This window comes from Anaerotruncus sp. 1XD42-93, from assembly GCF_009917605.1.
Lineage (GTDB): Bacteria > Bacillota > Clostridia > Oscillospirales > Ruminococcaceae > Anaerotruncus.
Genome location: NZ_QZEG01000030.1, coordinates 1 through 24434, shown reverse-complemented (window position 1 = coordinate 24434; position 24434 = coordinate 1). Strand labels below are relative to the sequence as shown.

At 49.5% G+C, this 24434-nt stretch carries 20 protein-coding genes and 1 pseudogene; 8 read left to right on the top strand and 13 right to left on the bottom strand.

What is annotated here, in order from left to right; genetic code table 11:
- Nucleotides 1-55: 55 nt before the first annotated feature.
- The 13 genes from D5269_RS11200 to D5269_RS11140 all read right to left on the bottom strand — a co-directional run bounded on the left by D5269_RS11200 (nucleotide 56) and on the right by D5269_RS11140 (nucleotide 17188).
- On the bottom strand, nucleotides 56-589 hold the full coding sequence (locus D5269_RS11200; protein WP_120485521.1) for a hypothetical protein: 534 nt from the start codon (nucleotides 587-589) through the stop codon (nucleotides 56-58).
- The gene (locus D5269_RS11195; protein ID WP_120485519.1) at nucleotides 586-1299 is read right to left on the bottom strand and encodes a DUF3800 domain-containing protein; all 714 of its coding nucleotides are present in this window, start codon (nucleotides 1297-1299) and stop codon (nucleotides 586-588) included. The genes D5269_RS11200 and D5269_RS11195 overlap by 4 nt, the downstream gene beginning before the upstream one ends.
- A 12-nt stretch (nucleotides 1300-1311) precedes the next feature.
- Nucleotides 1312-4494, bottom strand: a complete 3183-nt coding sequence (locus tag D5269_RS11190) for a type I restriction endonuclease subunit R (protein ID WP_166545174.1) — start codon at nucleotides 4492-4494, stop codon at nucleotides 1312-1314.
- An 18-nt stretch (nucleotides 4495-4512) separates the two neighbouring features.
- Nucleotides 4513-6021: a serine/threonine-protein kinase gene (locus D5269_RS11185; RefSeq protein WP_120485515.1), complete on the bottom strand. Its 1509-nt coding sequence runs from the start codon at nucleotides 6019-6021 to the stop codon at nucleotides 4513-4515.
- An 11-nt stretch (nucleotides 6022-6032) separates the two neighbouring features.
- A complete protein-coding gene (locus D5269_RS11180) occupies nucleotides 6033-6557 on the bottom strand; it encodes a restriction endonuclease subunit S (protein ID WP_347707298.1) in 525 nt (174 codons plus the stop codon).
- A 55-nt stretch (nucleotides 6558-6612) separates the two neighbouring features.
- Nucleotides 6613-7854, bottom strand: coding sequence for a restriction endonuclease subunit S (locus D5269_RS11175; RefSeq protein ID WP_166545173.1), 1242 nt, complete (start codon nucleotides 7852-7854; stop codon nucleotides 6613-6615).
- The gene (locus D5269_RS11170; protein ID WP_120485513.1) at nucleotides 7847-8659 is read right to left on the bottom strand and encodes a hypothetical protein; all 813 of its coding nucleotides are present in this window, start codon (nucleotides 8657-8659) and stop codon (nucleotides 7847-7849) included. The genes D5269_RS11175 and D5269_RS11170 overlap by 8 nt, the downstream gene beginning before the upstream one ends.
- A complete protein-coding gene (locus D5269_RS11165; protein WP_120485511.1) occupies nucleotides 8656-10224 on the bottom strand; it encodes a type I restriction-modification system subunit M in 1569 nt (522 codons plus the stop codon). The genes D5269_RS11170 and D5269_RS11165 overlap by 4 nt, the downstream gene beginning before the upstream one ends.
- Nucleotides 10217-10441 carry a helix-turn-helix transcriptional regulator gene (locus D5269_RS11160; protein WP_120485509.1) on the bottom strand — a complete coding sequence of 75 codons (225 nt, stop codon included), beginning with the start codon at nucleotides 10439-10441 and terminating at the stop codon, nucleotides 10217-10219. Before D5269_RS11160 ends, D5269_RS11165 begins: the two co-directional genes overlap by 8 nt.
- A gap of 273 nt (nucleotides 10442-10714) precedes the next feature.
- On the bottom strand, nucleotides 10715-13120 hold the full coding sequence (locus D5269_RS11155) for a N,N'-diacetylchitobiose phosphorylase (RefSeq protein ID WP_120485507.1): 2406 nt from the start codon (nucleotides 13118-13120) through the stop codon (nucleotides 10715-10717).
- A gap of 12 nt (nucleotides 13121-13132) precedes the next feature.
- The gene (locus D5269_RS11150) at nucleotides 13133-15778 is read right to left on the bottom strand and encodes a cellobiose phosphorylase (RefSeq protein ID WP_120485505.1); all 2646 of its coding nucleotides are present in this window, start codon (nucleotides 15776-15778) and stop codon (nucleotides 13133-13135) included.
- Between the two features lie 18 nt (nucleotides 15779-15796).
- On the bottom strand, nucleotides 15797-16564 hold the full coding sequence (locus D5269_RS11145) for a glycoside hydrolase family 16 protein (protein ID WP_120485503.1): 768 nt from the start codon (nucleotides 16562-16564) through the stop codon (nucleotides 15797-15799).
- A gap of 6 nt (nucleotides 16565-16570) precedes the next feature.
- On the bottom strand, nucleotides 16571-17188 hold the full coding sequence (locus D5269_RS11140; protein ID WP_120485501.1) for a DUF624 domain-containing protein: 618 nt from the start codon (nucleotides 17186-17188) through the stop codon (nucleotides 16571-16573).
- Between the two features lie 362 nt (nucleotides 17189-17550).
- On the opposite strand from D5269_RS11140, the gene D5269_RS11135 reads away from it, so the two are divergent.
- The 8 genes and pseudogenes from D5269_RS11135 (at nucleotide 17551) to D5269_RS18580 (ending at nucleotide 24359) form a co-directional block, all read left to right on the top strand.
- Nucleotides 17551-17937, top strand: a complete 387-nt coding sequence (locus D5269_RS11135) for a sigma-70 family RNA polymerase sigma factor (protein ID WP_120485499.1) — start codon at nucleotides 17551-17553, stop codon at nucleotides 17935-17937.
- Between the two features lie 123 nt (nucleotides 17938-18060).
- A complete protein-coding gene (locus D5269_RS11130) occupies nucleotides 18061-18423 on the top strand; it encodes a hypothetical protein (protein ID WP_120485497.1) in 363 nt (120 codons plus the stop codon).
- Complete coding sequence (locus D5269_RS11125; protein ID WP_120485494.1) at nucleotides 18420-18632, top strand: helix-turn-helix domain-containing protein; 213 nt, start codon at nucleotides 18420-18422, stop codon at nucleotides 18630-18632. The genes D5269_RS11130 and D5269_RS11125 overlap by 4 nt, the downstream gene beginning before the upstream one ends.
- Nucleotides 18632-19816, top strand: coding sequence for a helix-turn-helix domain-containing protein (locus tag D5269_RS18585; protein ID WP_243150784.1), 1185 nt, complete (start codon nucleotides 18632-18634; stop codon nucleotides 19814-19816). The genes D5269_RS11125 and D5269_RS18585 overlap by 1 nt, the downstream gene beginning before the upstream one ends.
- Before the next feature lie 308 nt (nucleotides 19817-20124).
- Nucleotides 20125-20421 carry a DUF6809 family protein gene (locus tag D5269_RS11110; protein ID WP_120485492.1) on the top strand — a complete coding sequence of 99 codons (297 nt, stop codon included), beginning with the start codon at nucleotides 20125-20127 and terminating at the stop codon, nucleotides 20419-20421.
- Between the two features lie 3 nt (nucleotides 20422-20424).
- Nucleotides 20425-21633: a site-specific integrase gene (locus D5269_RS11105; RefSeq protein ID WP_120485490.1), complete on the top strand. Its 1209-nt coding sequence runs from the start codon at nucleotides 20425-20427 to the stop codon at nucleotides 21631-21633.
- Entirely contained in the window at nucleotides 21591-23024 is a 1434-nt protein-coding gene (locus D5269_RS11100) for a tyrosine-type recombinase/integrase (protein WP_120485488.1), read from the top strand. Before D5269_RS11105 ends, D5269_RS11100 begins: the two co-directional genes overlap by 43 nt.
- Nucleotides 23025-23753: 729 nt before the next feature.
- Nucleotides 23754-24359, top strand: a pseudogene (locus D5269_RS18580) (Abi family protein).
- Nucleotides 24360-24434: the final 75 nt, after the last annotated feature.

Genomic DNA, 24434 nt, shown 5'->3' with positions numbered 1-24434 from the left:
ATCAGTATATGCGATTTTCTGTGATTTGTCAATGAGTTTGGGTTGCAAACATCTGCTAATTATTTCCTACTGCTTGCACTTGAGCCTTATATTGTTCATAATGCTGAAGTTTTTTTCTTAATGAGTGATCCTGCTCGAAGTAAAAAGCCGTAACTAATAAGCAATATGAATCTCGGCGCTCTACAACAACCATATAGCGTTCTTCTTCAAGTAGCATATGTACTCTGGTTGTGTTGCGATACGGTTCACTCCAAACTTTTACTCCCTCACATTCTTCACATTGCGTTATATCACAATTATAATTCTCGATAAACGCACGAACCCATCTGATTCTCTCGCATCTTCTAAAATCCGGCACACGTCCTCCGCTTTTTAGATAATCTTGACAGGTTACATGAAAAAATGCCTCTTCCTTTCCATATTCAATCGGATGCTTGCGAATATTTACCTGCTTTCCTTCAAATGTAGGACGTGATTTTATAAAGTCATTCTGAAAAATCTCATATAACGCCCCTTGATATTGAGGATAGTCATTATTATAGTCATCCCAAAATTCTAATTTTGGCAACCAACAATTATCTCTTGTCATACTGTCCCTCCCGCTTCCCACGAAAGCAGGTTTATTTTTTCCTCACGCAAAAGCGTTGTTTTTCGCAATGTATAGCCTGAACGTTCTTTTATCAAATCAATAACTTCTTGTTTTGCACTACTCTTTACAAATCCATCAGGAAATCTGCGATTTTCATAACCGATAGCACCTATAATAACATCAACTATCTGCATGATTTGAACTTCATCAGATCGTATAGGCTGTAACCGCCGAATCACTTTTTGAGAAAAGTCATACATAGAATTGCAGTATACTTCTCTTAATTTTTTTGCTTTTCGAGCAGAGTTTGTATCTTTAATGTCAATATAAACCTCATAGTTATCAGTTGGAGAAAAGATAACTTTGAGCATATCAAAATACATTTTATAATACCATGTATCGTGTGTTTGATGATAGCGTTCATGATTTAGCCTTGTCTTATCTGGAATAATGACGCCCCGAAAATGTAAATCATCATCATCAAAGAAATAATTAACCAAATCTTTGTACAAATCAACTTTTGCAGGGCTGATTTTTGTCCACTTCATTTCCATTGCTTCGGAAACATTATTTCTTTTTTTGATTTGACGAATCCGCTCATTGACTTCTTTCAGTTTTGACTGTGGACACCACACAGCCCCTAACACCATAACATTACTGTTATCATGTTCAAGATGACATGTCTCATCACAGTAAACATTATACAACATATTTTCACCACCTCAATTATATTTTTTCATTCCGTAATGCACCGGTTCCTCTGCCACCATAGATAGTGTTGGTTCTGTATCATAAAGATATGTAACCTTATCCGATTCTTTTGAAACCTCTGGGCTAACCAGTCCAAAGTATTTCTCAAAGAACCCTTTTAGTTTTTCAATAACTGTCTGTTTCTTCTTATCACGAGAACCTCCGCCTCCGAAACGGGAAACGGGCGGCATCAGTCGATCAACATCTGTGCCGGTGGTTTTGAGTACGCCATCACGGAAAGCGTTCTCCACAAACTTTCTCGTTTCTTCCGGTTTCAATTTTTCTTCAGTGATCAAAGTCTGAATATCGGTCTCTCTCTGCTCTCTGACAAAACGCTGCCAGTCAGTATTGACATTGGTATTTGTGTTGATAGTAGCAATAAAGTTTTCAATCAGTTCCTTTTTAGACCTAAGCTGCAAGCTGGATTTGATTGCTTTATCAATCGCAACAAGGATTTCCTTATCCTCACAGTTTCCATCGTGATACTTTCCAACCAGCATCAGGATATAATCAATGTTGACTTCCACCTGTTTGACAAGCTCCATTTCAAAGACAACATCATCCATAATGCTTTCCTTGCTTCCCGGTTTCGGTTTGATTTCCTCGTACACATCATGGTATGTGCCTGTGTAGTCTTGGAAATCAATCGGAGATAGGATTTCATTTCCGGCAAAGCGGTCAAAGGCAGCAAGGATATTTCTCAAACGGAGAATGTTGCCAAACAGGACAATAAAATCTTTCTTGTTTTTCTCTCCGACAATCGGCTGTCCCAAAGGATATTTCTGCAACAGTTCGGCAATTCGTTCTTCATAACCTTTCTGCTCGCGACCTTTATCATCGACACAACCGTAGTAATAATCCTCATAGGATTTCAAGATGACAATGCCGTTTGCTTCCTTGTCTCCGAACAATGCAATCGCATCGTTGGTAGCTTCTTCAAGATCACGGAAGCAGACAATATTACCAAAGGACTTGACTGAATTGAGGATACGGTTCGTTCTGGAAAATGCCTGTATCAGACCGTGCATTTTCAAGTTCTTATCTACCCAAAGGGTGTTAAGTGTTGTTGCATCGAAGCCCGTCAAGAACATGTTGACTACAATCAGCAAATCGACTTCACGCTTCTTAACCTTATCGGAAAGGTCTTTGTAGTAATCTTGGAAGCCCTTGCTTGATGTATCAAAATTGGTTTTGAAAATCTTGTTGTAGTCTTTAATTGCCATATCCAGAAAGTCACGGGAACTCTGGTCAAGGTCATCGGTGTCAAAACTTTCATCGTCCAGAATACCATCGGCACTATCCGCTTCATTTGGAGCGAATGAGAAGATAGTGGCAATGGTCAAATCTCTGTGCCGTTCTGCAATCTGTTTTTTAAACTCCAGATAATACTTTTTGCAGATAGGAATAGAGCTGACGGCGAACATAGAGTTGAAGCCGTTTACTCGCTGACCTTTCAGACTGTAGTAGGAATTTCGCATGGTCTTTTGGTCGAAGTGTTCCAGAATGTACTTCACAACCTCTGTGATACGCTCCGGCGAACCCAATGCTTCCTCGGTATCAATAGCGGCAACCTGCATGTCCTGCTTATCATCCTTCTGCTTGACCGTGTTAATATAGTCGATGCGGAACGGCAGCACATTTCCATCATTGATTGCATCCACAATAGTGTAGGTATGGAGCTTCGCACCAAAAGCCTGCTCTGTGGTTCGGAGATTCGGATTTCCACCTGTCCCGGCATTGACTGCGAAAATCGGTGTGCCAGTAAATCCAAAGATATGATAGTTCTTGAAATACTTTTCCACCTTGATTGTCTTTTCGCCCTTTTTGATTTGCCCTCCGACAATTCGGGTGTGCATGTCTCCAAACTGGCTGCGGTGGCACTCGTCAAACACAAGGACAATATGCTTGTTTCGGATAGGGTGGCTCGGATTTTTCGTAATGAACACATCCAATTTCTGAATGGTCGTTACGATAATTCGGGAGGTGCTGTCCTCAAGCTGTCTTTGCAAAACAGCGGTACTCTTGTTTCCGTTGGCAGCACCTTTTTCAAAGCGGTCATATTCCTTAATGGTCTGATAGTCCAAGTCCTTACGATCAACCACAAACAGAACCTTTTCGATATACGTCAGTCCTGTAGCAAGCTGGGCAGTTTTAAAGGAAGTCAAGGTCTTACCGCTTCCTGTGGTATGCCAGATATATCCTCCGGCTTCGATAGTGCCTGTTTTCTTGTAGTTGGTGGACACTTCAATCCTGTTCAAAATACGCTCGGTTGCCACAATCTGATAAGGTCGCATAACGAGCAACAATTCCTCAGAAGTGAACACGCAATATTTTGTCAAGATGTTCAAAATGGTGTGCTTCGCAAAGAATGTCTTTGTGAAGTCCACAAGGTCGGGAATGACCTTGTTATTGCCGTCTGCCCAATAGGAAGTGAACTCAAAACTGTTAGAAGTTTTCTTGCTGTGCTTCTTGGAAGAATTTTCACTTTCCTTAATGTGACTTGCTCTGGTAGTGTTAGAATAGTACTTTGTAAATGTGCCGTTGGAGATTACAAAAATCTGCACATACTCATAAAGTCCACAACCAGCCCAAAAGCTATCACGCTGATAGCGGTTGATCTGATTGAATGCTTCCTTGATTGCCACTCCACGGCGTTTTAATTCCACATGAACTAGCGGCAGACCGTTCACCAGAATGGTAACATCATATCGGGTATCATGTTTTCCGGCTGTTTCCTCATACTGGTTGATAACTTGCAGTCGGTTATTGTGGATGTTCTTTTTGTCAATCAGGGAGATGTTCATGGTAGTCCCGTCCTCACGGGTCAGGTTCTGCACATAATCTTCCTGAATTTTTCGGGTCTTTTCCACGATGCCCTCATTGGCATTGGCAATCTTGCTTTTGAAAAAGCTGTCCCATTCCTTATCCGTAAACTGATAGTTGTTCAACAATTCTAACTGTCTGCGGAGATTGGCAATGAGTGCATCGGGGCTGTGGATCGTCACATACTCATATCCCTGTTCTCCGAGCATTTTGATAAATGCCGCTTCCAAAGCTGCTTCACTCTGGTAGGCATCAGAGCGTTTGGTTTGTGGCTCATATTCGGTCACAACAGTGCTTTCATTGGTCGAAAGCACAATGTTATATGTACTCACGATTTCACGCTCCTTTCATTAAGAATCTAGAATTTCTTCTATCATCGGCTCAACCCCGACATTTTTAATATCGTCAATCATATGTTGTGCGGAGAAGCGATTAACATCTCTGGCTACAAAACGCAAAATATTTGCTGCGGTTTCATTCACCACATAGGAAAATCCACCACACAGAATTTGGTACGCAAAAGATGCAAATGGGTCATAGGCAACAAAAGACCTCCCACAAACTTCCCGATACGACTTATCCACACTCTGAATGACGTATTGAGCGTGATCTTCACTCTTTCTCATAAATGCCAGTAACACGTCAACAAATCCCTTTTTCTCATGGAGAATTGATGTGGATATTTTCTCTGCACTCAAATCATATATATAGCTTTCAATTTCGTCATCAAAAACTTTCCTTGTGATTTTTTCGTCTATACGTGTTTGGTTTTCAGCTTGTTGCTTATAGGATACCGCTTTCTCAAAAAAGATGGATAGCTGCCCTGCATCAGCATAACGATATGCTGCATCTGAATTTGTGGCTTTTTCTGCAATGTTTCTGTAAATATGGTGTGAATTTCTTGGGTCGCCCGTCATAATGAAATTTATAACACGACCAAGGGAATACACATCACTACGTTTATCCCCATCTTTAAGCATCATAAACTGTTCCGGTGCACAGTAATAGAATTGTCCTACTGCGTTGGTGTGCATTGTTTGGTGAGAGGTAAAGACATTCAAGTCTTTTCCCAATCCGAAATCTGCGATTTTGATCATTCCAGAAATAATAAAGATATTATTCGCACTTATATCTCTATGAATAATGTCACGTTTGTGTACTTCCGTCATAATATGAAGGATTTGGCGAATACAATTCAACTTTATATCATCGGATAAATCGAATGATTTAACATATTTATCAAGCGTCGTCTCCGCATATTCCATTGTATAGGAACTATTACCTTCATCGAACGTATAAACTTGAATAATTCCAGACGCATCTTGCAGTGATTTTGTGATGTTGTATTCTCTTTTGAAACGACTTCTGATACCTGTATCCGTCAAATAGTCGTCCTTTAACTTCTTCACTACGAATCCTGTGGACTTTTGCCGATATACATTCGCAAAACCGCCATTTCCGATTGGCTCTAAATCGTCGTTTTCCCTGACAAGATGATAGCGTCCATTGCTTCGAGTTATCTTACACAAATCTCTATGGATAATACGATTGAATTCGGCATATATAGTCTCAATTTTTTCGGCAGCCTCGACTTCTGATAACGATTGTTCTTGCATTAAGTAACTTTTGCCAAGAACAATATTGAAGAACTTGTCAATTTGATGGCTGTTGATTAAATCTACAAGTTTATCGTGGACGTACGCCCACCTTGACGGAAAGCCAGAACGATAGACATCTTTCGTTCCAAAGTTAGAGTTAAAGAACTCTACCAGTTTATATCCTTGCTTATATGTGTAAAAGTCCGCCGTATCACCACAGAAAATGTTTGAAATTTCTTTTAATGAATCTGAACTGAGCATGGTACTCCTTTCTATTTAGCTGGCTCAAAAGTCAGTAGCTTATCACGATAGTATTCGTATTGCTTCGTCCTCGCTTCAATCTCTGCTGGTAAGCCGGAAGAAATGTCATTGCAGAGGGCATCGAAGCGATCAAGTATGCCTACGATACGCTCCTGTTCCTTGATAACAGGAAGCGGAATAGGTATTGTGTTAAGGTTCTTCTGGTTCAACTTCGGTTGTGCTCCACCAGAAATAAATTGTGAAAGGTCGATAGCGTTCAAGTAGAACTCGACATATCTTCTCGTTGCATAACAATCAAACTTCAAAACATGAGCATGGTTATTTACCCAATTCTTGCCCGATATAGAGAACGCAATCGGTGTGCTTCGTGCCACCAGATTGTTGCCATCCTCGGAAACAAGCAGATAATCTCCATCAAAGATATAACCACTCACATAATCAACAATGCCGGATGCACCGTAGTACGGGTACTCGCCAGCTTCACGGTTGCCGCTTGTGATAGGCTTTCTCTTACTGTCATGGTTTTCAGAAATCATGTTCAGCGTAACAGAAACAAAACCAAAAACATATTGACAAAGCAGAATCAAGCCATTAAGCTCGTCTGTCTGTCTGTCTGTCTGTCTGTCTGTCTGTCTGTCTGTCTGTCAAGATTGTCTTGCCAGTTGCAACATAAGTCAAGAGGGCATCACGATAAAAGACATACTGCTTTTGCCTTGCTTCAATCTCGGCAGGGAGACCGATATTCAAGTCAGAACAGATGGCTTCAAAGTTATCAAGCACATGAACAAGGCGTTTCTGAACATCCAGAGCCGGAACAGGAACAGGGAATGCGTTCAGCATCGGTCTGCGAATGGACGGGACAGAACCTTGAAACATGGTCTTTTCGATATACGGCAAAAAAGCCGATTTCATATAGTAGAAGAAGTATTTCGGATAAACAGTCGGAGTGTTGATATGGATGCGATATGCTCTCTGATGTAGCGCATATTTGCCTTCAACATAGTGAAAAACCTTACCGACACCAACGCCATCGCCTGCTGTGATGATAGCCGTTTCATCAAATTCATATTCATTCTTTCTCAGCGGCTCTTGCGAACGAACATAAAAAGGATATTCTCCCTCGTCAAGTCCTTCATTTGTATTACTGCTTCCTGTTCCGATATCAGCAATTTCGGCAAGCTGAACCATTGATATTTCATCAGCAGGGCTTAACAATTTATCTCGGTAATACTCATACTGTTTTTTCCTCGCTGTAAGCTCTGCTGTAAGCTCTGCTGTAAGCTCTGCTGTAAGCTCTGTGAAATTGTCCAGAATACGGACAATTTCACTTTGAATTGCAAGTGGAGGGATTGGAATAATAATTTCACTTATAGCAGGAACACTGGAATGAACAACTTTACTCTTTACTTTTCCCTTACTTTTCTGTGCTTGAGCACTTGTTGTCGATAATGCGTATGCCATATACTTAGGATTTTGATTGTGTTTCAATACAACAGTATCTCCACCGGCTAAGCATTTCTCATGCCCCACATATGCAATGGATTTTGCAATCTCCTCAACGCTTTCACCCGTTATAGCAAACAGTATGTCTCCATATTCAAAATATTTCGGGTTAGGAACATACTCCATCTGTGTATGTGAAATACAGATGTCAAACCAAACATTGTACGAAGTGTAGATTTCACCATAACGGACACATGGGATACCCGTTTCAGTAACTTGGTCTCGTTTAATGCCAGAACCACGATAAATATCAGTAGCTATATCGCTCAATGGTTTGTATTCAACACCGTCTGGACAAAGTTCCTGTATTAACTCTTCAAGTTTAGTCATCGAGCAATCCCTCCTTCTTCATAACCTCAACGATTCTTTTCTCATCTTTTTTGTTTTTTGGTACATATGGTATGTCACAAATATCTAACAGCCCTAGTTCTCGCATACGCATAATTTCTTTTAAAGCATCAAAATTTATCGACACCCAAATATCTGTTCCATAAAGAACGTTAATTCTAATAACTCCATCCTGTAGATGTTGCATAGTTTCTTCCATACACAAACCAGTTTGGAGAATAGCCGCATATTCTTTTGGGTCGATTTTCTTAATGTCTTCCGTATCGTAAAAAATCTTGTATTCTTTTGTCGGTACATCGGTAGAAATAGCTCTATTCCTTCCCGGATGTTTAATATTTAAGACTTCCTCTTCGATGTCTTTCGTTATGCCGTTTGCAATTCTAAACAGTTTGCTATCAAAAGCCACAAAGTCTAAACTCAGTTCTTGGGGAAGAAATTCTGAGCACAACTTTTGCACAGTGCGAATTTGTTCGATCATTTCGTCTGCAATTTCTTGGAGCGATGCGTACTCTTTGGCCGTATAATTATCGTCTTTGTGGGCAAAGTTCTTATCACGTTCATAGTAAATAGCAGAAATAATGAGGTTAGAACAAATAGTCTTTTTCTTCCTTGGAAAGCATTTGTCCATTACCACACAGATGCTAACATAAAACTTTTGCTTCGCATCATTGACTTCCTGTCGAATATTAATGTTGGACACTTTACTGCCATTCTCTGCAAGGAAAAGAACTGTATCAACAGATTTTTTGCCGTCTATTATGTATCGTGCCAGTTCCCACTTGTTCATTTTTGTCCCTCAATTTCTGCAATGATCTTTGCAATTTCCTCACGGAGAATCTGTTCACGGGCTACGATTTCTTCAATCTCTGCATTGAGTTTCACAATATCAATAACTTCTCTCGTATCCTCCTGCTCAACATAGGTACTGACAGATAGATTGTAGTCCTGTGCTTTGATCTCGTCATAGTTGGCAAGGTGGGAAAAGTGTTGCGTACCGTTTCGGGAAATAAACTCGTCTACGATGTGAGCTATGTTTTCTTCGGTCAGTCGGTTGTTGTTCGTGACCTTGACAAACTCCTTGGAAGCATCAATGAACAGGGTACGGTTATCCGCTTTGCTACGCTTCAGAACCATGATACAGGTCGCAATGGAAGTACCGAAGAACAGGTTGCTCGGCAACTGGATGATGCAGTCAATGAAGTTGTTGTCAATCAGATACTGGCGGATCTTCTTCTCAGCTCCGCCACGGTACATGATGCCGGGGAAGCAGACAATCGCCGCAGTTCCGTTGGTGGCAAGCCATGCCAGAGAGTGCATGATAAAGGCAAGGTCAGCTTTTGATTTCGGTGCAAGCACCCCGGCAGGAGAGAAACGAGGGTCATTTATCAAAACAGGATTGTCATCGCCCTCCCACTTAATAGAGTAAGGGGGATTTGAAACAATAACCTCAAACGGTTCATCGTCCCAATGCTGCGGAGACAACAAAGTATCTTCGTGGGCAATGTCAAACTTGTCAAAATCAATGTCATGCAGGAACATATTGATGCGGCAAAGGTTGTATGTAGTCAGGTTGATTTCCTGACCGTAAAATCCCTGACGGACATTCTCTTTGCCAAGAATTTTCGCCGCTTTCAGAAGCAGAGAACCAGAACCACAAGCAGGGTCATAAACCTTGTTGACCTCTGTTTTCCCAGCAACAGCCATACGAGTCAGAAGCTCGGAAACCTCTTGGGGAGTGAAGAACTCACCGCCGCTTTTTCCGGCGTTGGATGCGTACATACTCATAAGGTATTCGTAAGCATCGCCAAAGGCATCAATGGAATTATCCTTGTAGTTTCTCAAGCCCATGTTTGCAACGCCCTCGATCAGCTTCACGAGGTTTGCATTACGCTTTGCAACGGTGGTTCCCAGCTTGTTGCTGTTGACGTCAATATCATCAAACAATCCCGCAAAATTATCTTCGCTTTCGCTGCCCTTTGCTGATTCCTCAATGTGGTTAAAGGCAGCTTCCAAAGTCATATTCAGATTTTCGTCATTTGCGGCTCTCTTTCTGACATTGCAGAAAAGCTCGCTGGGCAGAATGAAGAATCCCTTCGTTTTAACCAAGTCCTCGCGAGCCTGTTCAGCATCTTCATCGGACAACTGTGCATAATCAAAGCCCACTTCTCCGGCTTCAATCTCGCCCTCGTTGATGTAATTTGTTAGGTTTTCAGATATATAGCGATAGAACATCATACCCAGCACATAGGACTTGAAATCCCATCCGTCCACGCTTCCACGCAGTTCATCGGCAATCGCCCATATCGCCCGATGGAGTTCATCACGCTCTTGTTCTTTTCTTATATCAGCCATTTTCTTTCTCCTTTTCATCGGGAATAAAGTCCAGAATATCATCCACCTTGCAATCAAGAGCAAAACATATCTTTTCGATACTATCCAAAGATACATACTGGTCACGCCTTAGTCGGGTTAGAATATTAGCACTAAATCCAGCTTTCTCCGTCAATGCGGCGGTCGGGATGCCCCGGTCTATCAGCAAGTGAAATAGTTTTTTATATGTTACAGCCATATAGTCCTCCTTGCCATGATAATCACTCATGATAGTATATCACGAAAATGTGAAAATTTCAATTCATCGTTATAGATATTTAAATCGGAATAGTGTAAGAAAAAAGCCTGATGCAGTAGTTATTACTTACATCAAGCCTTTATATCTTTTGCAGTTCTGTATAAGCGTGGGTTCGTCATATTTGGTGTGGTATCTTTAACTATGGGAAACTCCCCAAGGCCTACCGGAAGCAGAATTATCTGAACAACTGGAACGTCAATCGGGAGCCCGCCCTTACATAGTCAGAACAATTTCCGTCGTCTCAGTGAGCACTTCCGCCGGAATATAGTTCCCGGGCAGCTCCGCCCCGTTTACCGTGAGCTTTTTGCAGCCCGTCTCTTTCCCCTCCGGGTTCTCGATTTGGATGTGCAGCTTCTTCCCCCGAAAATCTTTCCAAATCTCCAGCGCTTTCCACTCCTTTGGGATGGAGGGCGCTATTTTGATGCCGCCCAAATCGGGGCGTATCCCCAGGATACCCTCCACACAGCCCACCATGACTGTAGAGGCGGTGCCGGTGAGCCAGTGGACGTGGGACCGTCCGGCGTGGGGACTGGCCGGCCCTTCGGTGAACTGGCCGTAGCAGTAGGGCTCGATTTTGCGAATTTCCGCCCGGTCGTTCTGCATGGAGGGGGCGTTTTCCTTGAAATACTCAAAGGCCCGGTCCCCGTGGCCCAGGAGGGCCTCCGCCAGGATCAGCCAGCCCTGGGACTGGGAGAACACCCCGGCGTTCTCCTTCACCCCGGCGTTGTAGATAACCGCCAATGCCCCGTCGAAGGCGTGGGCGTGGTAGGGCGGGTCCATGAGGATGGCGCCGTAGTCGGTATTCAGCCGGTTATAGACGCTGTTCATGGCCAGCTGGGCCTGTTTCCCGTCCGCCAGGCCGCTGATGACCGCCCAGCTCTGGGGATTGAGCCACAGGTTGGCCTCCGGGGCGCTGTGGTTTCCGATGACCTCGCCGGCCTCGGTAAAGCCCCGGATGTAGCGGTCCCCATCCCAGCACAGGTCGTTGAGCAGGGTTCGGAGCCGCCCCTGTTCCCGCTCCAGCCAGGAGAGGTAGGGGCTGTCCTCTTTCCAGGCGGCGAACTCCCGCAGGACGGTAAAGGCGTAGTAGAACTGGAAGGCCACAAAGGAGGATTCTCCGTTAGCCCCCAGGCGCAGACAGTCGTTCCAGTCAGCGTGGAGACCGGCTGGCATCCCGTGGGGGCCCAGGTGCTTCAGGGAGAAATCCAGCGCCCGCTTCAGGTGGTCGTAGACGGTCCCCTGGTCCCGGTTGGCGTAGGGGATGACCTCGTCCAGGAAGGCGGTGTTCCCCGTCTCGGCGATATACTTGTACACCGTGGGGAATAGCCACAGGGCGTCGTCCGCCCGGTAGGCGGGGTGGCCCGTCTCCTGAATGTAAGACGCGTCCTCCGGGGTGTCCTCATGGCCGGGATTGTGGGTGAACTTCACCAGGGGCAGGCCCCCGCCGTGGTCCACTTGGGCGGAGAGCATGAACCGTAGCTTCTCCGCTGCCGCCTCGGGCTCTAGATGGATGACGCCCTGGATATCCTGCACCGTGTCCCGGTAGCCGTAGCCGTTGCGCAAACCGCAGTAAATGAACGACGCCGCCCGGGACCAGGTGAAGGTGATGAAGCTGTTGTAGGCGTTCCAGGTGTTGATCATGGTGTCGAACGCCGGACAGGGGGTCTTGACCTGGAAATGGGAGAGCTTGCCGTGCCAGAACTGTTTCAGGGCCTCCAGTTCCCGTTCACAGACCGCCTCCGGGTCTTGATACGCCTTCATAAGAGCGGCGCTTTCCCGCTCGTGTTTCTCCCCCAGCAGGAAGGCCACTGTCACAGTCTCTCCCGGCTTCAGGGTCACAGCCGCCGAGAGCGCGCCGCAGCTGTTGCCGTTGTAGCCCAGGCGGTTCCAGAGGTTCCCACGCTCCACGCCTACGGGACTGCCGTATCCCCGGTAGGGTCCCAGGAATTCCGCCCTGTCGCCGCAGTAGGAGGAAACCTCCGCCCCGGCCAGTCCGAAGAATCGCTCGATGACGGACTTGGCGTCCACCTCGTTCTCCGCCGCGTCCAGATTGCCGTGAATCTGCTGGCGGACCCGGTTTTCGTTGAACAAGGTTCTGGTGACAAACTGGGAGTATTGCAGGTTCACCTGGTCCTGCTCATAATTGCCGTGGCTGGTAAACTCCGCGTAGCCCGTGAGGGTCAACGTCCGGGGGCGGTCCGAGTCGTTGCGCACCGTCAGCCGCCAGACCTCGTGGGTCCCGCCCAAGGGCACATAATAAGCCGCCTCGCTGTGGATGCTGCCATAATCCGCCGTCATGACCGTGTAGCCCATTCCGTGGCGGCACTCGCTTTTGTACGTATCCAGGTCCTTTCCCACCGGCTGCCAGGAGGCGGACCAGAAGTCCCCCGTCTCGTTATCCCGGAGGTAGATATACCGCCCCGGCTGGTCAAACTGGTTGAACACATAGCGCAGGATGCGCCCGTTGGCCCCGGACTTGACAAAGCTGTAGCCCCCCGCGTTGTTGGAGATCAGCGCCCCGTACTCCGGGGACCCCAGATAGTTGGCCCAGGGGGCCGGGGTGTCAGGCCGGGTGATCACATACTCCCGGGCCTGGTCGTCAAAATATCCGTACTGCATTTTTTCATCTCCTCACGTCAATTCCACTCTGATGGTATTCCCGCTCTCCGGCAGGCTGTTGATTTTCTCTCGGCTGAGCACCGTCCTGGGGGCGCGGTACACCCCAAAATCCTTGCCCTCCGGGTTGGCGATTACAACATGGAACTGCTTCCCGGCAAAGGAGAGGTCGATGGCTGCCTCTCCGTTCCCGTCGAACTGTTCTCGGACCAGCTTGGGCTCGATCACCAGGTCGCCCCCCTCGCCGTGGACACCGAAGACCTGGGTGATCACCGTCAGCATATACCAGCTGGCCGCGCCGGTGAGGTAGTGGTACATCCCCCGACCGTCGGCCCGGAAATACTCGGGGATGCCGGGGAAGATCCTGCTGGTCTGGAAGTCCAGGGCGGTGTCCGCAAGACTTTGGAGGGCCCTGTACCCCTCCCAGACAAAGCCCCGGCGGTAGAGGGCGTTGGCGTACATCACCGTCATGTGGGAAAAGACCGCACCGTTCTCCTTCTCCCCGTAGGCGAAGCCGAACATCCGGCCCATGTCAAATTTCAACTCCCGGAAGTCGGTGTTCAGCCGGTAGCCCCCCGCCTCTTTTTTGTAGAGGTAACGGTCCGCGCTGCGGGCAATGGCCGCAACCTGTTCGTCCTCTGCCGTGCCGCTCATGATGGCGAACACCTGCCCGGTGAGCATCATGCGGACGCTGCCGTCGGGCTGTACCCCCTCCACCGGGCGGCCGTGGTTGTCGTAGTAGCTGTTGAACCAGCCGTTCTCGCCGTCCGATATCCACTCCTGGCGGCGGAGGTGCTCCATGAGCCAGTCCGCCTTGATCTCCAGATTTTCTGCCAGCTCCTGGAAGGAGACCCGAACCGTGCGCCCGCTGACGTTGTGGATACACCGCCGGGTATATCGCTCCAGAATAGTGGTCTTAGCCGGAATATCCGGGTAAATTGCGGGTCCGCCCGCCAGCAGCTCCTGAATCTCCTCCAGCAGGCTGACGGTATCCCCTTCCTTCGCCATCCGGCGCAGCAGTCCGGCCAGGTCCCGGAGGTTTCCGGCGTAGGCACAGGTAAAGGCCACGCTCTCCCCGTGCTCGGCGGCCATGTCCAGGGCGTCGTTCCAGTCCGCCCCCCGGAGGCGGAAAATGTTGTGGGCTCCCACCTCATAGAAAGCGGCCAGGTGCTGGATGAGCAGGTGCTCCAGGATGGTGCCCTGGTAGATTTCTCCGCCCTCTGTCCGTTGCCGGTTTCCGTAGGCGTCGTTCCAGTCTTTATCCATGCCCGTCCCCCGGAGGGCTTGGGGGTCCTTGAAATAGGGGGCGGGAGCGTTGAGGATATCCAGGTCCCCAGTCTGGTCAATATACAGCTTGGTGGTCATCAGGGGCCAGAGGGCGTGGTCCATCCATACTCGAGCGATGCCGTTGCGGTCGGCGATGAAGTTTCCGTCTCCCGCACCGATGATGGTGGCGTTGGTACCGTCCACCCGCACACCGCCGAAGTTTTTTCGGATCATATCCCCCACGTTCTGGGGGTCCATGAGCAGCAGGGACAGGCAGTCCTGCCACAGGTCCCGCCAGCCCCGGCCTCCCCGGCCATAGTCGTGGTGGGGGAGGAAGGAGCAGCCGTAGAGCCGGCGCAGGAAGGGCTGGAAGCTCACCCACCGCATCCAGCGGTCGAAATCAGGGTTTCCGGTGTGATAGCGGACGTTCACCTGCTCCTGCCAGTGAGCCCTGGTCACGCTGAGGGCCGCCCGCACCTGTTCCACTGTGTGGAAGGAGGAGAGAACGCGGTCAATCTCTGCCTCATCCTCCGAGACACCCAGCAGTATGATGTACTCGGCGCTCTGTCCCGGCTCCAGGGTAACAGCGGGGAAGCGGATGCCCCCCATGGCCTCCCGGCCATCTATCTTCGTTCCGGCGGGCACACCCTCCGTCCCCTCATAGACCGTTCGAGGCTTGAGGAAGGTGCCCCCCTCGCCAAGGAAGCCCTCCACTGTGGGGTAAAACGCCGCCGGTTTTTCTCCGGTCCCGGCGGAGCCCAGCACATAGTAGATTTTGCGGTTCTCCCGGTGGCCCTTCTCGTCAAAGGACATGGTGGGCTTCACCAGCACCCCGTGGTCCGTGGTTTTAATGCGGTGGAGCATGGAGGTCACGTTCCGGTGGTCCCTGAGGTTGTCCGCGCTCCGCCCGTAGATGGGGACGGCGGCGATGCCGGTCACATTCCGGGGGACAGTCCCCGTGTTGGTGAGCTGAACCTCCATGATCTCCACATTGTCCTGGGGCGGGACAAAGGAGGTGATCTCCGCCTTGAGGCCAAGCCGCTTCGACTCCCGCTCCACTGTCTGCCACATCAGGCCAGCGGTCAGGGCGCTCTCGTCCTGGCAGCTGGTGAAGCGGTCCGCCTCCTGTTGGGCTGACACCCCCGCAGCCGACCAGCAGCCCTCCTCCGTGGCGCACCAGAAGTTCCGGGTATTGCGGCTGGTGTGCAGGTTTTCGGAGCTTACCGGCTCCAGAAGGAAGGTCTCCTGGTCCAGCTTGCAGTCCCCACCCAGACCGGGGGTAATGGCGCTCTTCAGCCCGGCCTCGCTGGCCAGGGGGAAATAGAGACAGCTGACCGCCTCGGGATCGTTCAGCGTAAAGGTCCCGTCGTCGTCCAAAAAGTGAATTGGTTCCATTGCTTCCACCTCCAAAAATCACGGTTTCTTTTGATAGACCCGCACATAGTCCACCGCGAATACGGCGTTATCAAAATCGGTGGTCTCGTCGGGATAACCCACCCAATTCCCGCCTACAGCCAGGTTCAGAATGACATACATATCGTGGTTAAAGGGGGCAGGGAAGTCTTTTCTGATCCCGTCCTTCCCGGCGGAGTACCATCGGCTTACCTGGTGAAACTGCCTGCCGTCCACATACCAGCGGATGACCCCCGGCTCCCAGAGCAAGGCGAAGTTGTGGAACTCCTCCGCGAAGTCTCCCCGGTCCAGCGTCACCGTCCCCTGGTCCTGCTCGTGGGGCAGACCGTAGTGAATGGTTCCGTGGTTTGTCCCGGTCCGGTCCCCCATGATTTCCATGATGTCGATCTCCCCGCACTCCGGCCACTGGCCGTACCGGTCCTCGTCGGTGGTCATCAGCCAGAAGGCGGGGAGAAAGCCCTTCCCCTTTGGCACCCTCAGCCGGGCCTCAAAGAGTCCATAGGTGAAGTCGTGCTTCCACTGGGTGGAGACCCGCCCGGAGGTGTAGGAAACGCTCCCATCCTTATGAACCGTTTTCACCGGACGGATCAGCAACTTGCTGTCCTTCAGGGCAATGTTGTCCCTGGAGTCCACATACTCCTGGAGCTCCTCGTTGACCCAGCCCGGCTCATGCAGCTCCACATTCCAGCGGCTCCGGTCCAGCACCGGACCGTCGAAGTTGTCCTCAAAAACCAATTTGTAATTCTGGTAAGAGAGCATATTGTCCATTTCGGTTCAGCCTCCTTGCAACGCTTCAAAGATTCTGTTCAGATAGAAGGAGTTCACCCAGGCTCCCGCTCCAAAGCCGAACAGCAGCCAGAAAGCGAACACCACTCCCAGCGAAAGAGGAATCAGCATACAGAGCAGGAGGGGCAGCAGATTGACTGTGGTCAGCAGAAATGTAACCGGCAGATTGACCAGAGCTAGCCGGGCTGCGTTGCTCAGGTGGTTGGAAAAGGTATTCTCAAAGCGGGCCAGCAAGGGAAACAGCCAGGACAGCAGGGCTGTCAAAAAAACGGCGATGATTGTTAACAGAATGAACAGCATCGGTGATATGAGCAGCGTCTCGGCATAGAGCGCAGCGCGGAGCACTGCCAGAAGAGTCACATCCACAAAGAGCATGATGGCGGCCGGAAACGATGGCAGGAAGTTTTCCCTCAGTGCCCGGAGGAAGTCTTTGATAGGTGTGTAGTCCTGCCCCCGGATCATTTTCAGTGTTACGGTGTACAGCGACGTGACAGCCGTTCCCGAAAAGACAACGGTCACACAGGAGAGGACCAACGCCAGATTCAAAAGCAACAAGTCACACACCTTTGTCAAAAATCGAATCAGCAGACCGTCTGGATGAAACATATCTGTATCCCTCCTTTTGATTATTTTATCTTAATCTAACTTTCCTATATATCAGTGTAATATCAAAAATATTAAAATCAATTCATTCTTCAATTTCAGTTTGCACCTGCGTATACAAAGAGAAAAGTCTGTGATCTACTCTTGACAAACAGGAACATTTGTTTTATTCTTTTGGTAGGCGAAAGCCAATCTCGTAGCTTTCCGGTGAGGTCCACACTCAGGTGTGGCCTCAGATATTCATGGGCCTCGTAGGGCAATAACGCCACCCTGTACGAAGGGAACTCCATGAAGGTCTACAGTTTTTGGCGCTGTGCCGGCAGTGCGGGTGTGTATCTTTCCGTGGAAAGCGGAAAGGACACAAAATGAGCGAAGCAGTCACCATTGTCTACTGTGGAGAAACAGTATCGGTGCCAAAGGAGGTCGCAGACTTCCTGGAGCAGGATCAAAAGCGGGAACAAGCGCAGACCCGGCAGGATACCAGACACCTGAGTAGAAGTGAGTTTGAAACGGTGCCGTCCGGTTGGAGAGGTGCCAGGCGTCCCGTGGAAGATGAGGTGCTCCGGAACCTCCGGCTTGAAAATCTGCAGAAAGCCATGAATCAGCTGGACCAGAACGACCAATGTCTTCTCTCTCTTCGTTATGACGATGAGTTGACTATGGAGGAAATCGGTAAGGTCTACGGGATATCCAAGATGGCTGTATCAAAGCGGCTGAGAAAATTCCACGAAAAGTTGAGGGGCTCTGTATGACAGGGCTCCTCAATTTTTATTTTTTAAAAATTGGTTTACAAACCATTGACGAGTGTCCTTATAGACAGAGGGGTGTGGAGCAGCAGTTCCATATCTCTACTTTTTATGAGAGGGAGAATGAAAATGAACAGGTCAGAAAAGGAGAAAAATCTGTTGCTGCAGCTTCTGTCAGAGATGGCTCAAGGCGAAACCGTGGACTATGTCGTTCGAGGAATGCAAGAGAACCTGGGTGCGGATGCGCCAACGGTGGAGGCGGTGCGGGAGTATCTGCTGAGGCAGGACAACACCGACAGCTTGGATATACAGCAACAGGCTCTGGTGATGGATCAGCTGCTGGAGTTCGCGGAGGTCAACTTCCGAACCACCTGCGATCTGATCCGTTACCGGCACTTCAAGTCTGCAGGACTGGTAAGCTCCACGGAAGAATTCCTGGCACTCATCTATCCGGACGAAACGTCTGATTGGAGGGAGGAGGAATCAACATGAAAGTATCTCAATTCAAAGACTACAGTGAACTGCCGCTGTTCCTCAATGCAGAACTAGTGGCGAAGGTACTTGGCGTGTCGCCCTCCAACGGCTACGAGCTGATGCACGAATCGGGCTTCCCGATTCTGAAAATCGGAAACAGGATGGTCGTACCTAAGGAGAAGTTTATCCAGTGGGTGGAGCAGAACACGACCGGAGGTGCCAACTGATGAGACGGCGCTCCACTCCCATCGGCTGGCCCCACCGTGACCCAAGACACTACCGATTCGCTATACCCAACGCAATGTGGGACTATCACCTCAGACCTGCTGAGTTCGTGATTTTTTCTTACCTCTGCTATCACCGTCCTTCTGGTACACTCACACCAGAAGTAATCGCAACAGGTGTCCACATGACGGCGGGCACAGTGAAAAAGTATCTGGACAGTCTGATAGCTAAGAAACTCATCGGCGAAGATGGTACTCCTGCGCTCAAGAGCAAAGACAAAAAATTTTTCACTCTGCCTAACGAGGTGTTTCTGTTGCGGCTCTCACCCTCTGCGTTTGTGGTCTACGCCTATCTGCTGCTGATCGAGGATCGCCGGACGCACACCTGCCACCCAAGCTACAACACCATCGCCGCCACGACGGGTCTGGCAAAGAACACCGCGATGAAAAGTGTCAGCACACTGTTGGAGATGGGGCTCATCGCAGTGGAGTCCAGCAGCTATTTCGACAAGTGCGGGATGAAATGGAAGGGCAACAACCTCTACACGATCCTGCCGGTGCGGGCGGCAGTGGATGCGTTACATCGACGGCAACTCCGTCAACTGGAGTTAGATGCGGAGCGTAGACGTACTCTCCAGAAGCAAAAGAAATACAACAACCGTCACCCCAGAGCGGCCCCGTGTGCCACAGCTGTCGCTGAGGCAACCCCCTGGCCCATCCCAACAGTGCAAGCCCTTGTGCGCCCCTTGAACGGCCAGTTTACGGGGAACGGGGAGAAGCAGGATAAAGGCCGGGGGTCGCTTACGCGTCCCCCGGCCAGCCACACCGCCCCGCAGAGCGGGTCGGTGCTTTTCCATAGGTGGTCGGAATTTCAACTTTTTGCTGTGGCAGGTGGTCAGTATCAGCAAATCCAGAGAGAAAAGCGCCATGTTCCGCCTTTTCACAAGGTGGCCGTCGTAGGTGTTTTTTCGGAATTTCGCAGGGGTCGTTGCGGGGGTCATTTTTCACCCCCTGGGGGTAAGTCGGGGGTCAGTTTTTCCTCTGTCCTTACAACCGCCGCAATACTGGCGGGTCAAGGCGGGGATATTTGCGAATTTCAGGAGGAGCATCATGCCAGGAGAAAAAACAAGTTTGCGTGCGAACCTCCCTTGAGGCACAGCAACTCGTCAAAGAGATGTGTCCTCTGAACAGCTGCCATCTGCTCTTCAAGCTAGCTGTGGAGCAGGACATGGTGATGAATGTGCTGACAGCAGGGATGGAAATCCCCCGCTGAGCAACTCCGCACGTTGCGAGGCCGGTACGTTCAGGACGTGAAAAAGACCAGCGGCAGTATCTCACTGGACGACGCTGTCCGCTATCAGAGGGGCGGCCTGTGATCTCCCGCGCCCTGTTCAAATTCTGCGCCGCAAAACAAAGAATAAAAGTCCTCGAAAAAAGTAGTAGCTATCTTCCGCAAAGTGTGGTGTGTGTTTGTGTTGCAAAGGAGGTAGTAGATATGAGAACGATCCTGGAAGATCTCTACTACGGCAACATCACACCCAACGAACAGCAGATGACACCTGGCTCAGAACTGAAACGGGCTGTGGACCGTGTCGCAAAATATGAAAATCAGCTCATAGAACAGCTGAAGGAGACTGAGCAAGAAATCCTCACGAAGCTCATTCGGTCACAGCATGAGATCAACAGTATCACAGCAACCGAGAATTTCATCCTGGGCTTCCGATTGGGTGTCAGGCTGATAGCGGAGTGCATGGATGAAAACGATGGTGATATTCGGACTGGAGGTGAGTAACAAATGGCAAGGCGCAGGCCGTCCGGCGATGGCATGGTGCGCAAGCGGGACGACGGTCGCTGGGAGGGCCGCATCGTGGTGGGCCACAAAGAAAACGGAGACTCCATCTTCCACTACGTCTACGCTCCCACGCAGAAAGAACTGTCCGTAAAACTTCGACAGGAGATCGACGCCTACCAGGGCGTAGACCTGACCGAGGACAGTTCCATGACGCTGAATGAGTGGCTGGATCGCTGGCTGGACAAGTACATGGCAGGCACTGTGCGCCCCGGCACGCTCCAGACCTACCGCCGCTACGCTGATCTCTACATTAAGCCCACCCTTGGCAACAGACCACTCGCCCAAATCACGCCGGCGGAGATACAGAAGCTGTACGCTCACCTGAAAAAACGGGGCCGCATCCGCAAGCACAAAAAATACGGGTACCAGTTGTCCGACAGCATGGTACACTGCATCCACACCCTACTCCACGGGGCGATGGGTGCGGCGGAGCAGCTTCGGCTGATTCCCAGGAATCCAGTCGCGGACGTCACTGCCCCCAAACAAAAGTCACCGCCCAAGCAAATCCTCAACGATGAACAGCTCGATACGTTCATGGCCGCGATTCAAGCGGACGATATCTGGCAGGACTTCTTCTACACTGAGCTGACCACCGGCCTTCGGCTGGGCGAGATATGCGGTCTGCGCTGGGAGGACTTCGACGCAGAGCATGGTGTTCTGAACATCCAACGCACCATCCATGTGGAAAAGGGCGGGGTGCTCACCGCCGGGGATACCAAGACCTATGCTGGTACTCGCAAGATCGTGCTGCCGGCCAGCACAGTGCAGGTCCTCTGTGAGCGAAAGAACACCACGCTGACTGAGTGGATATTCTCCAATCCTCTGAAGCCGGAGCTGCCTGTCAATCCCCGTACCGCCTACAGCCGGTTGAAAGCCCTGCTAAAAGACGCCGGTCTCCCCAGCATCCGATTTCACGACCTCAGACACACGTTCTCGACCCATGCGCTGTCCAGCGGTGTGGACGCCAAAACGCTCTCCGGCATCTTGGGTCACAGCCGGGCGTCTTTCACTCTGGACACCTACACCCACGTCACCGGAGATATGCAGAAGCGTGCCTCGGAGGTGGTAGGCGACTTCCTGACAGAACTGCTTGGAAAGGAGTTGAAACCATGGCAAAGCGCAGAAAACGGGGCAGCGGCAGCGTCCACCTGAGAAAGGATGGGCGCTGGGAGGGTCGGGCCGTCATCGGCTACGACGATAAGGGTCTGCCCAAAACGAAAAATGTCCTGGCAAAGACAAAATCCGAATGTGTTCAAAAGCTGAAAGAACTGAGCGCCAGCATCGGGAAATCGGAACCTGCCGCTGCCAAACCCGGTATGACTCTGGGCCAATGGCTGGATTCCTGGTATCAGACTAGCAAGAAACCCAACCTGCGGCCCAACACCCAGATGTCATATGAACAGCGAATCTACAACTACATTATTCCCGCGCTGGGGGACACCTCGCTGGACAAGCTCACACAAAATGACCTCCAGCAGTTTTACACCAATCTCAAACAAAACGGGCGAATCAAGAATGTCGGTTACTATGGCAGTGGCCTCTCCGACCAGACGGTGCGGGGCTGTCACACCACACTCCGCTCCGCGCTGGAGATGGCGGTCTCCAAGAAACTGATTTCCCGCAACCCCGCGGACGGTTGCCAGCTTCCTCCCGCTAAGCCCAGGGAGATGCAGGTGCTCACTCCGGACGAGGTTCAGCGTCTGCTGATCCAGGCCAAGGAGGATGGCTGCTATGAGCTGCTCCTGCTGGAGATCGCCACCGGCCTGCGGCGTGGCGAGCTTCTGGCCCTCCAGTGGGATGATCTCAATTTCAAGACTGGGACGCTGCGGGTGGAACGGCAGATTCACCGAGCCAAGGGCGAGCTGATCATCTCTCAGCCCAAAACCAAAGCCGCCAACCGAACGATCATTCTCCCCGCTCCACTCCTGAGCGTCTTGAAGGAATACCGGCAGCAGGTACACTTCCGCTGGCTGTTTCCCTCACCCAGGAAAGATGATCTGCCCTTAGACCCCGCCTCTGTCCGCAAACACCTGACCACCATTCTGGAGAGGGCCAGGTGCAAACACATCCGCTTCCACGACCTCCGCCATCTGTTCGCCACCATGTCCCTGGAGCATGGGATGGACGTCAAGACCCTCTCTACGGTGATCGGGCACGTGTCCAGCAACACTACGCTGAACATCTACGCACACGTCACGGACGAAATGCGTCAGACGGCGGCACGCAAGATTGATCATGGAATCGGAAAGGTGGAGTTTACAGCGGAGGCAGGAACTGCTACCAGGAAACCCACTTCTAATACCTTCCAACCATATAAGGGCCAGCGGCGCAAGTCAGGAACCGGGTGCATCACTCAAATCAACGACCACCTGTGGGAGGGCCGCTACTCCCCCGTCTGGCCCGACGGCAAAAAGCATCCCCGCAACGTCTACGCCAAGACCAGAGAGGAATGTGAGCGGCTGCTGGCGGAGATGATCCCCCAGATGAGAGCGGAGATCGCTGCGGAAAAGGATAGGCTGAGGTTGGAAAAGCAAGCTGGCTGATATAAACTGAGGGACTCTGGAACGCAAAATCCAGAGTCCCTCAGTTTTTCTCTGTCTGTAGGCAGATATGTGGTCAAGCCGAAAGCGGCAAATTGAAACACGCAATAAAAGTGCTGAATATTGTGGGTATTCCGGGCGTTTGCAGAAGAATCCGGCCCATTGATGCTGGTACTATTTCGGTATGGGCACGTCTCTCTGTCCTTACCAACTGTCTTAGCCCAGCCTTGTGCATTTTAGTTAGACGCCGTAATCCTTATATAGCAAGGGATTCAGGGCTTTTATCTTTTGTGTGCCTTCTTCAATTTTGCCTGTTTTAGCGTCCGTGGACGCTAAATGGACGCTAAAAATCCTCCGATAGAAGTCTTAAATGGGTGCCATCACAGTCAGCCAACGCAAAATTGTCCTGCTGATACACCTACCACCAAAGGCAAGAATCGACCTTGCTTCGTTGCAGTACAGCGAAACAATGAACAGCCGTACTCATGGATGATACCAAAGAAAGGTGTGAATTTTTATTTAAATTCACACCTTTTATACAAAAAGATTTGAAAAATTGAGAAAAATTAAGATTTCTAAAGATAACGAGGCCTGATTCCCCGATTCTTTGGTTTACTTTTTTCCTTTTGTGAATATAATAAGAGTAACAGATCCCGTCAAGCCTCTGATTGTTTTTAGCGTATAACTTCATGCGCTATGAGCTTTATGCGCAACTGACGGGCCTTTTGCTATATGGAGGACCTTCAAATGCCGACAACAGGAATTTCAAAACCTTTTAAGTCCCTTGAAGATCAGGTCGATCTTCTGGAAAGTAGGGGTCTCATAATAGACGACAGGGATATGGCACTCGAATATCTGCAAAGAATTAACTATTATAAAATTAGTGCCTATTCTTTGACTCTCAGGAAAAATGATACTTTTTATAAAAATATTCACTTTAGTAATATTATTGAACTTTACGACTTTGATAATGACTTTAGGTTAAATTATTTAAAATATTCTATACATGTAGAAACCGCATTCAAGTCTTACATTGCTTATTATCATACTCGTGAGTATGGTCCTCTAGGGTATCTAAATAACTAAAACTTTAAAAACGAGATTCACCACGCTACTTTCATTGCCAAGCTCTTTTCTCTTCTAGAGCGGTCTAACGAAATATTTGTTCTTCATCACAAAAATGACTTGGATGAAATCTATCCTTTCTGGGTCGCTATTGAAGTCATAACTTTTGATATGGTTTCCAAAATTTTTAGCAATTTACTTTCCAAAGATAAGACTTCTATTTGTTCAGAGAACTTTCTAGGGTCTGTTCACACAAATAAAGATATGCTATAATAAAGGAATGGAACTGAAGAAAGAACAATACGAACAAATCGCAGAGTGCTTTCCGAAACAGCGGAAACCAGCAAA

Bases quoted from the DNA above. Each gene is read 5' to 3' on its own strand.
- D5269_RS11175 (WP_166545173.1), bottom strand. From the start codon at position 7,854: ATGACTAAACTTGAAGAGTTAATACAGGAACTTTGTCCAGACGGTGTT.
- D5269_RS11180 (WP_347707298.1), bottom strand. From the start codon at position 6,557: ATGATTTCTGAAAACCATGACAGTAAGAGAAAGCCTATCACAAGCGGC.
- D5269_RS11195 (WP_120485519.1), bottom strand. From the start codon at position 1,299: ATGTTGTATAATGTTTACTGTGATGAGACATGTCATCTTGAACATGAT.
- D5269_RS11100 (WP_120485488.1), top strand. From the start codon at position 21,591: ATGGCAAAGCGCAGAAAACGGGGCAGCGGCAGCGTCCACCTGAGAAAG.
- D5269_RS11145 (WP_120485503.1), bottom strand. From the start codon at position 16,564: ATGGACAATATGCTCTCTTACCAGAATTACAAATTGGTTTTTGAGGAC.
- D5269_RS11105 (WP_120485490.1), top strand. From the start codon at position 20,425: ATGGCAAGGCGCAGGCCGTCCGGCGATGGCATGGTGCGCAAGCGGGAC.
- D5269_RS11155 (WP_120485507.1), bottom strand. From the start codon at position 13,120: ATGCAGTACGGATATTTTGACGACCAGGCCCGGGAGTATGTGATCACC.
- D5269_RS11135 (WP_120485499.1), top strand. From the start codon at position 17,551: ATGAGCGAAGCAGTCACCATTGTCTACTGTGGAGAAACAGTATCGGTG.
- D5269_RS11140 (WP_120485501.1), bottom strand. From the start codon at position 17,188: ATGTTTCATCCAGACGGTCTGCTGATTCGATTTTTGACAAAGGTGTGT.
- D5269_RS11150 (WP_120485505.1), bottom strand. From the start codon at position 15,778: ATGGAACCAATTCACTTTTTGGACGACGACGGGACCTTTACGCTGAAC.
- D5269_RS11110 (WP_120485492.1), top strand. From the start codon at position 20,125: ATGAGAACGATCCTGGAAGATCTCTACTACGGCAACATCACACCCAAC.
- D5269_RS11165 (WP_120485511.1), bottom strand. From the start codon at position 10,224: ATGGCTGATATAAGAAAAGAACAAGAGCGTGATGAACTCCATCGGGCG.
- D5269_RS18585 (WP_243150784.1), top strand. From the start codon at position 18,632: ATGAGACGGCGCTCCACTCCCATCGGCTGGCCCCACCGTGACCCAAGA.
- D5269_RS11185 (WP_120485515.1), bottom strand. From the start codon at position 6,021: ATGCTCAGTTCAGATTCATTAAAAGAAATTTCAAACATTTTCTGTGGT.
- D5269_RS11160 (WP_120485509.1), bottom strand. From the start codon at position 10,441: ATGGCTGTAACATATAAAAAACTATTTCACTTGCTGATAGACCGGGGC.
- D5269_RS11130 (WP_120485497.1), top strand. From the start codon at position 18,061: ATGAACAGGTCAGAAAAGGAGAAAAATCTGTTGCTGCAGCTTCTGTCA.
- D5269_RS11200 (WP_120485521.1), bottom strand. From the start codon at position 589: ATGACAAGAGATAATTGTTGGTTGCCAAAATTAGAATTTTGGGATGAC.
- D5269_RS11125 (WP_120485494.1), top strand. From the start codon at position 18,420: ATGAAAGTATCTCAATTCAAAGACTACAGTGAACTGCCGCTGTTCCTC.
- D5269_RS11170 (WP_120485513.1), bottom strand. From the start codon at position 8,659: ATGAACAAGTGGGAACTGGCACGATACATAATAGACGGCAAAAAATCT.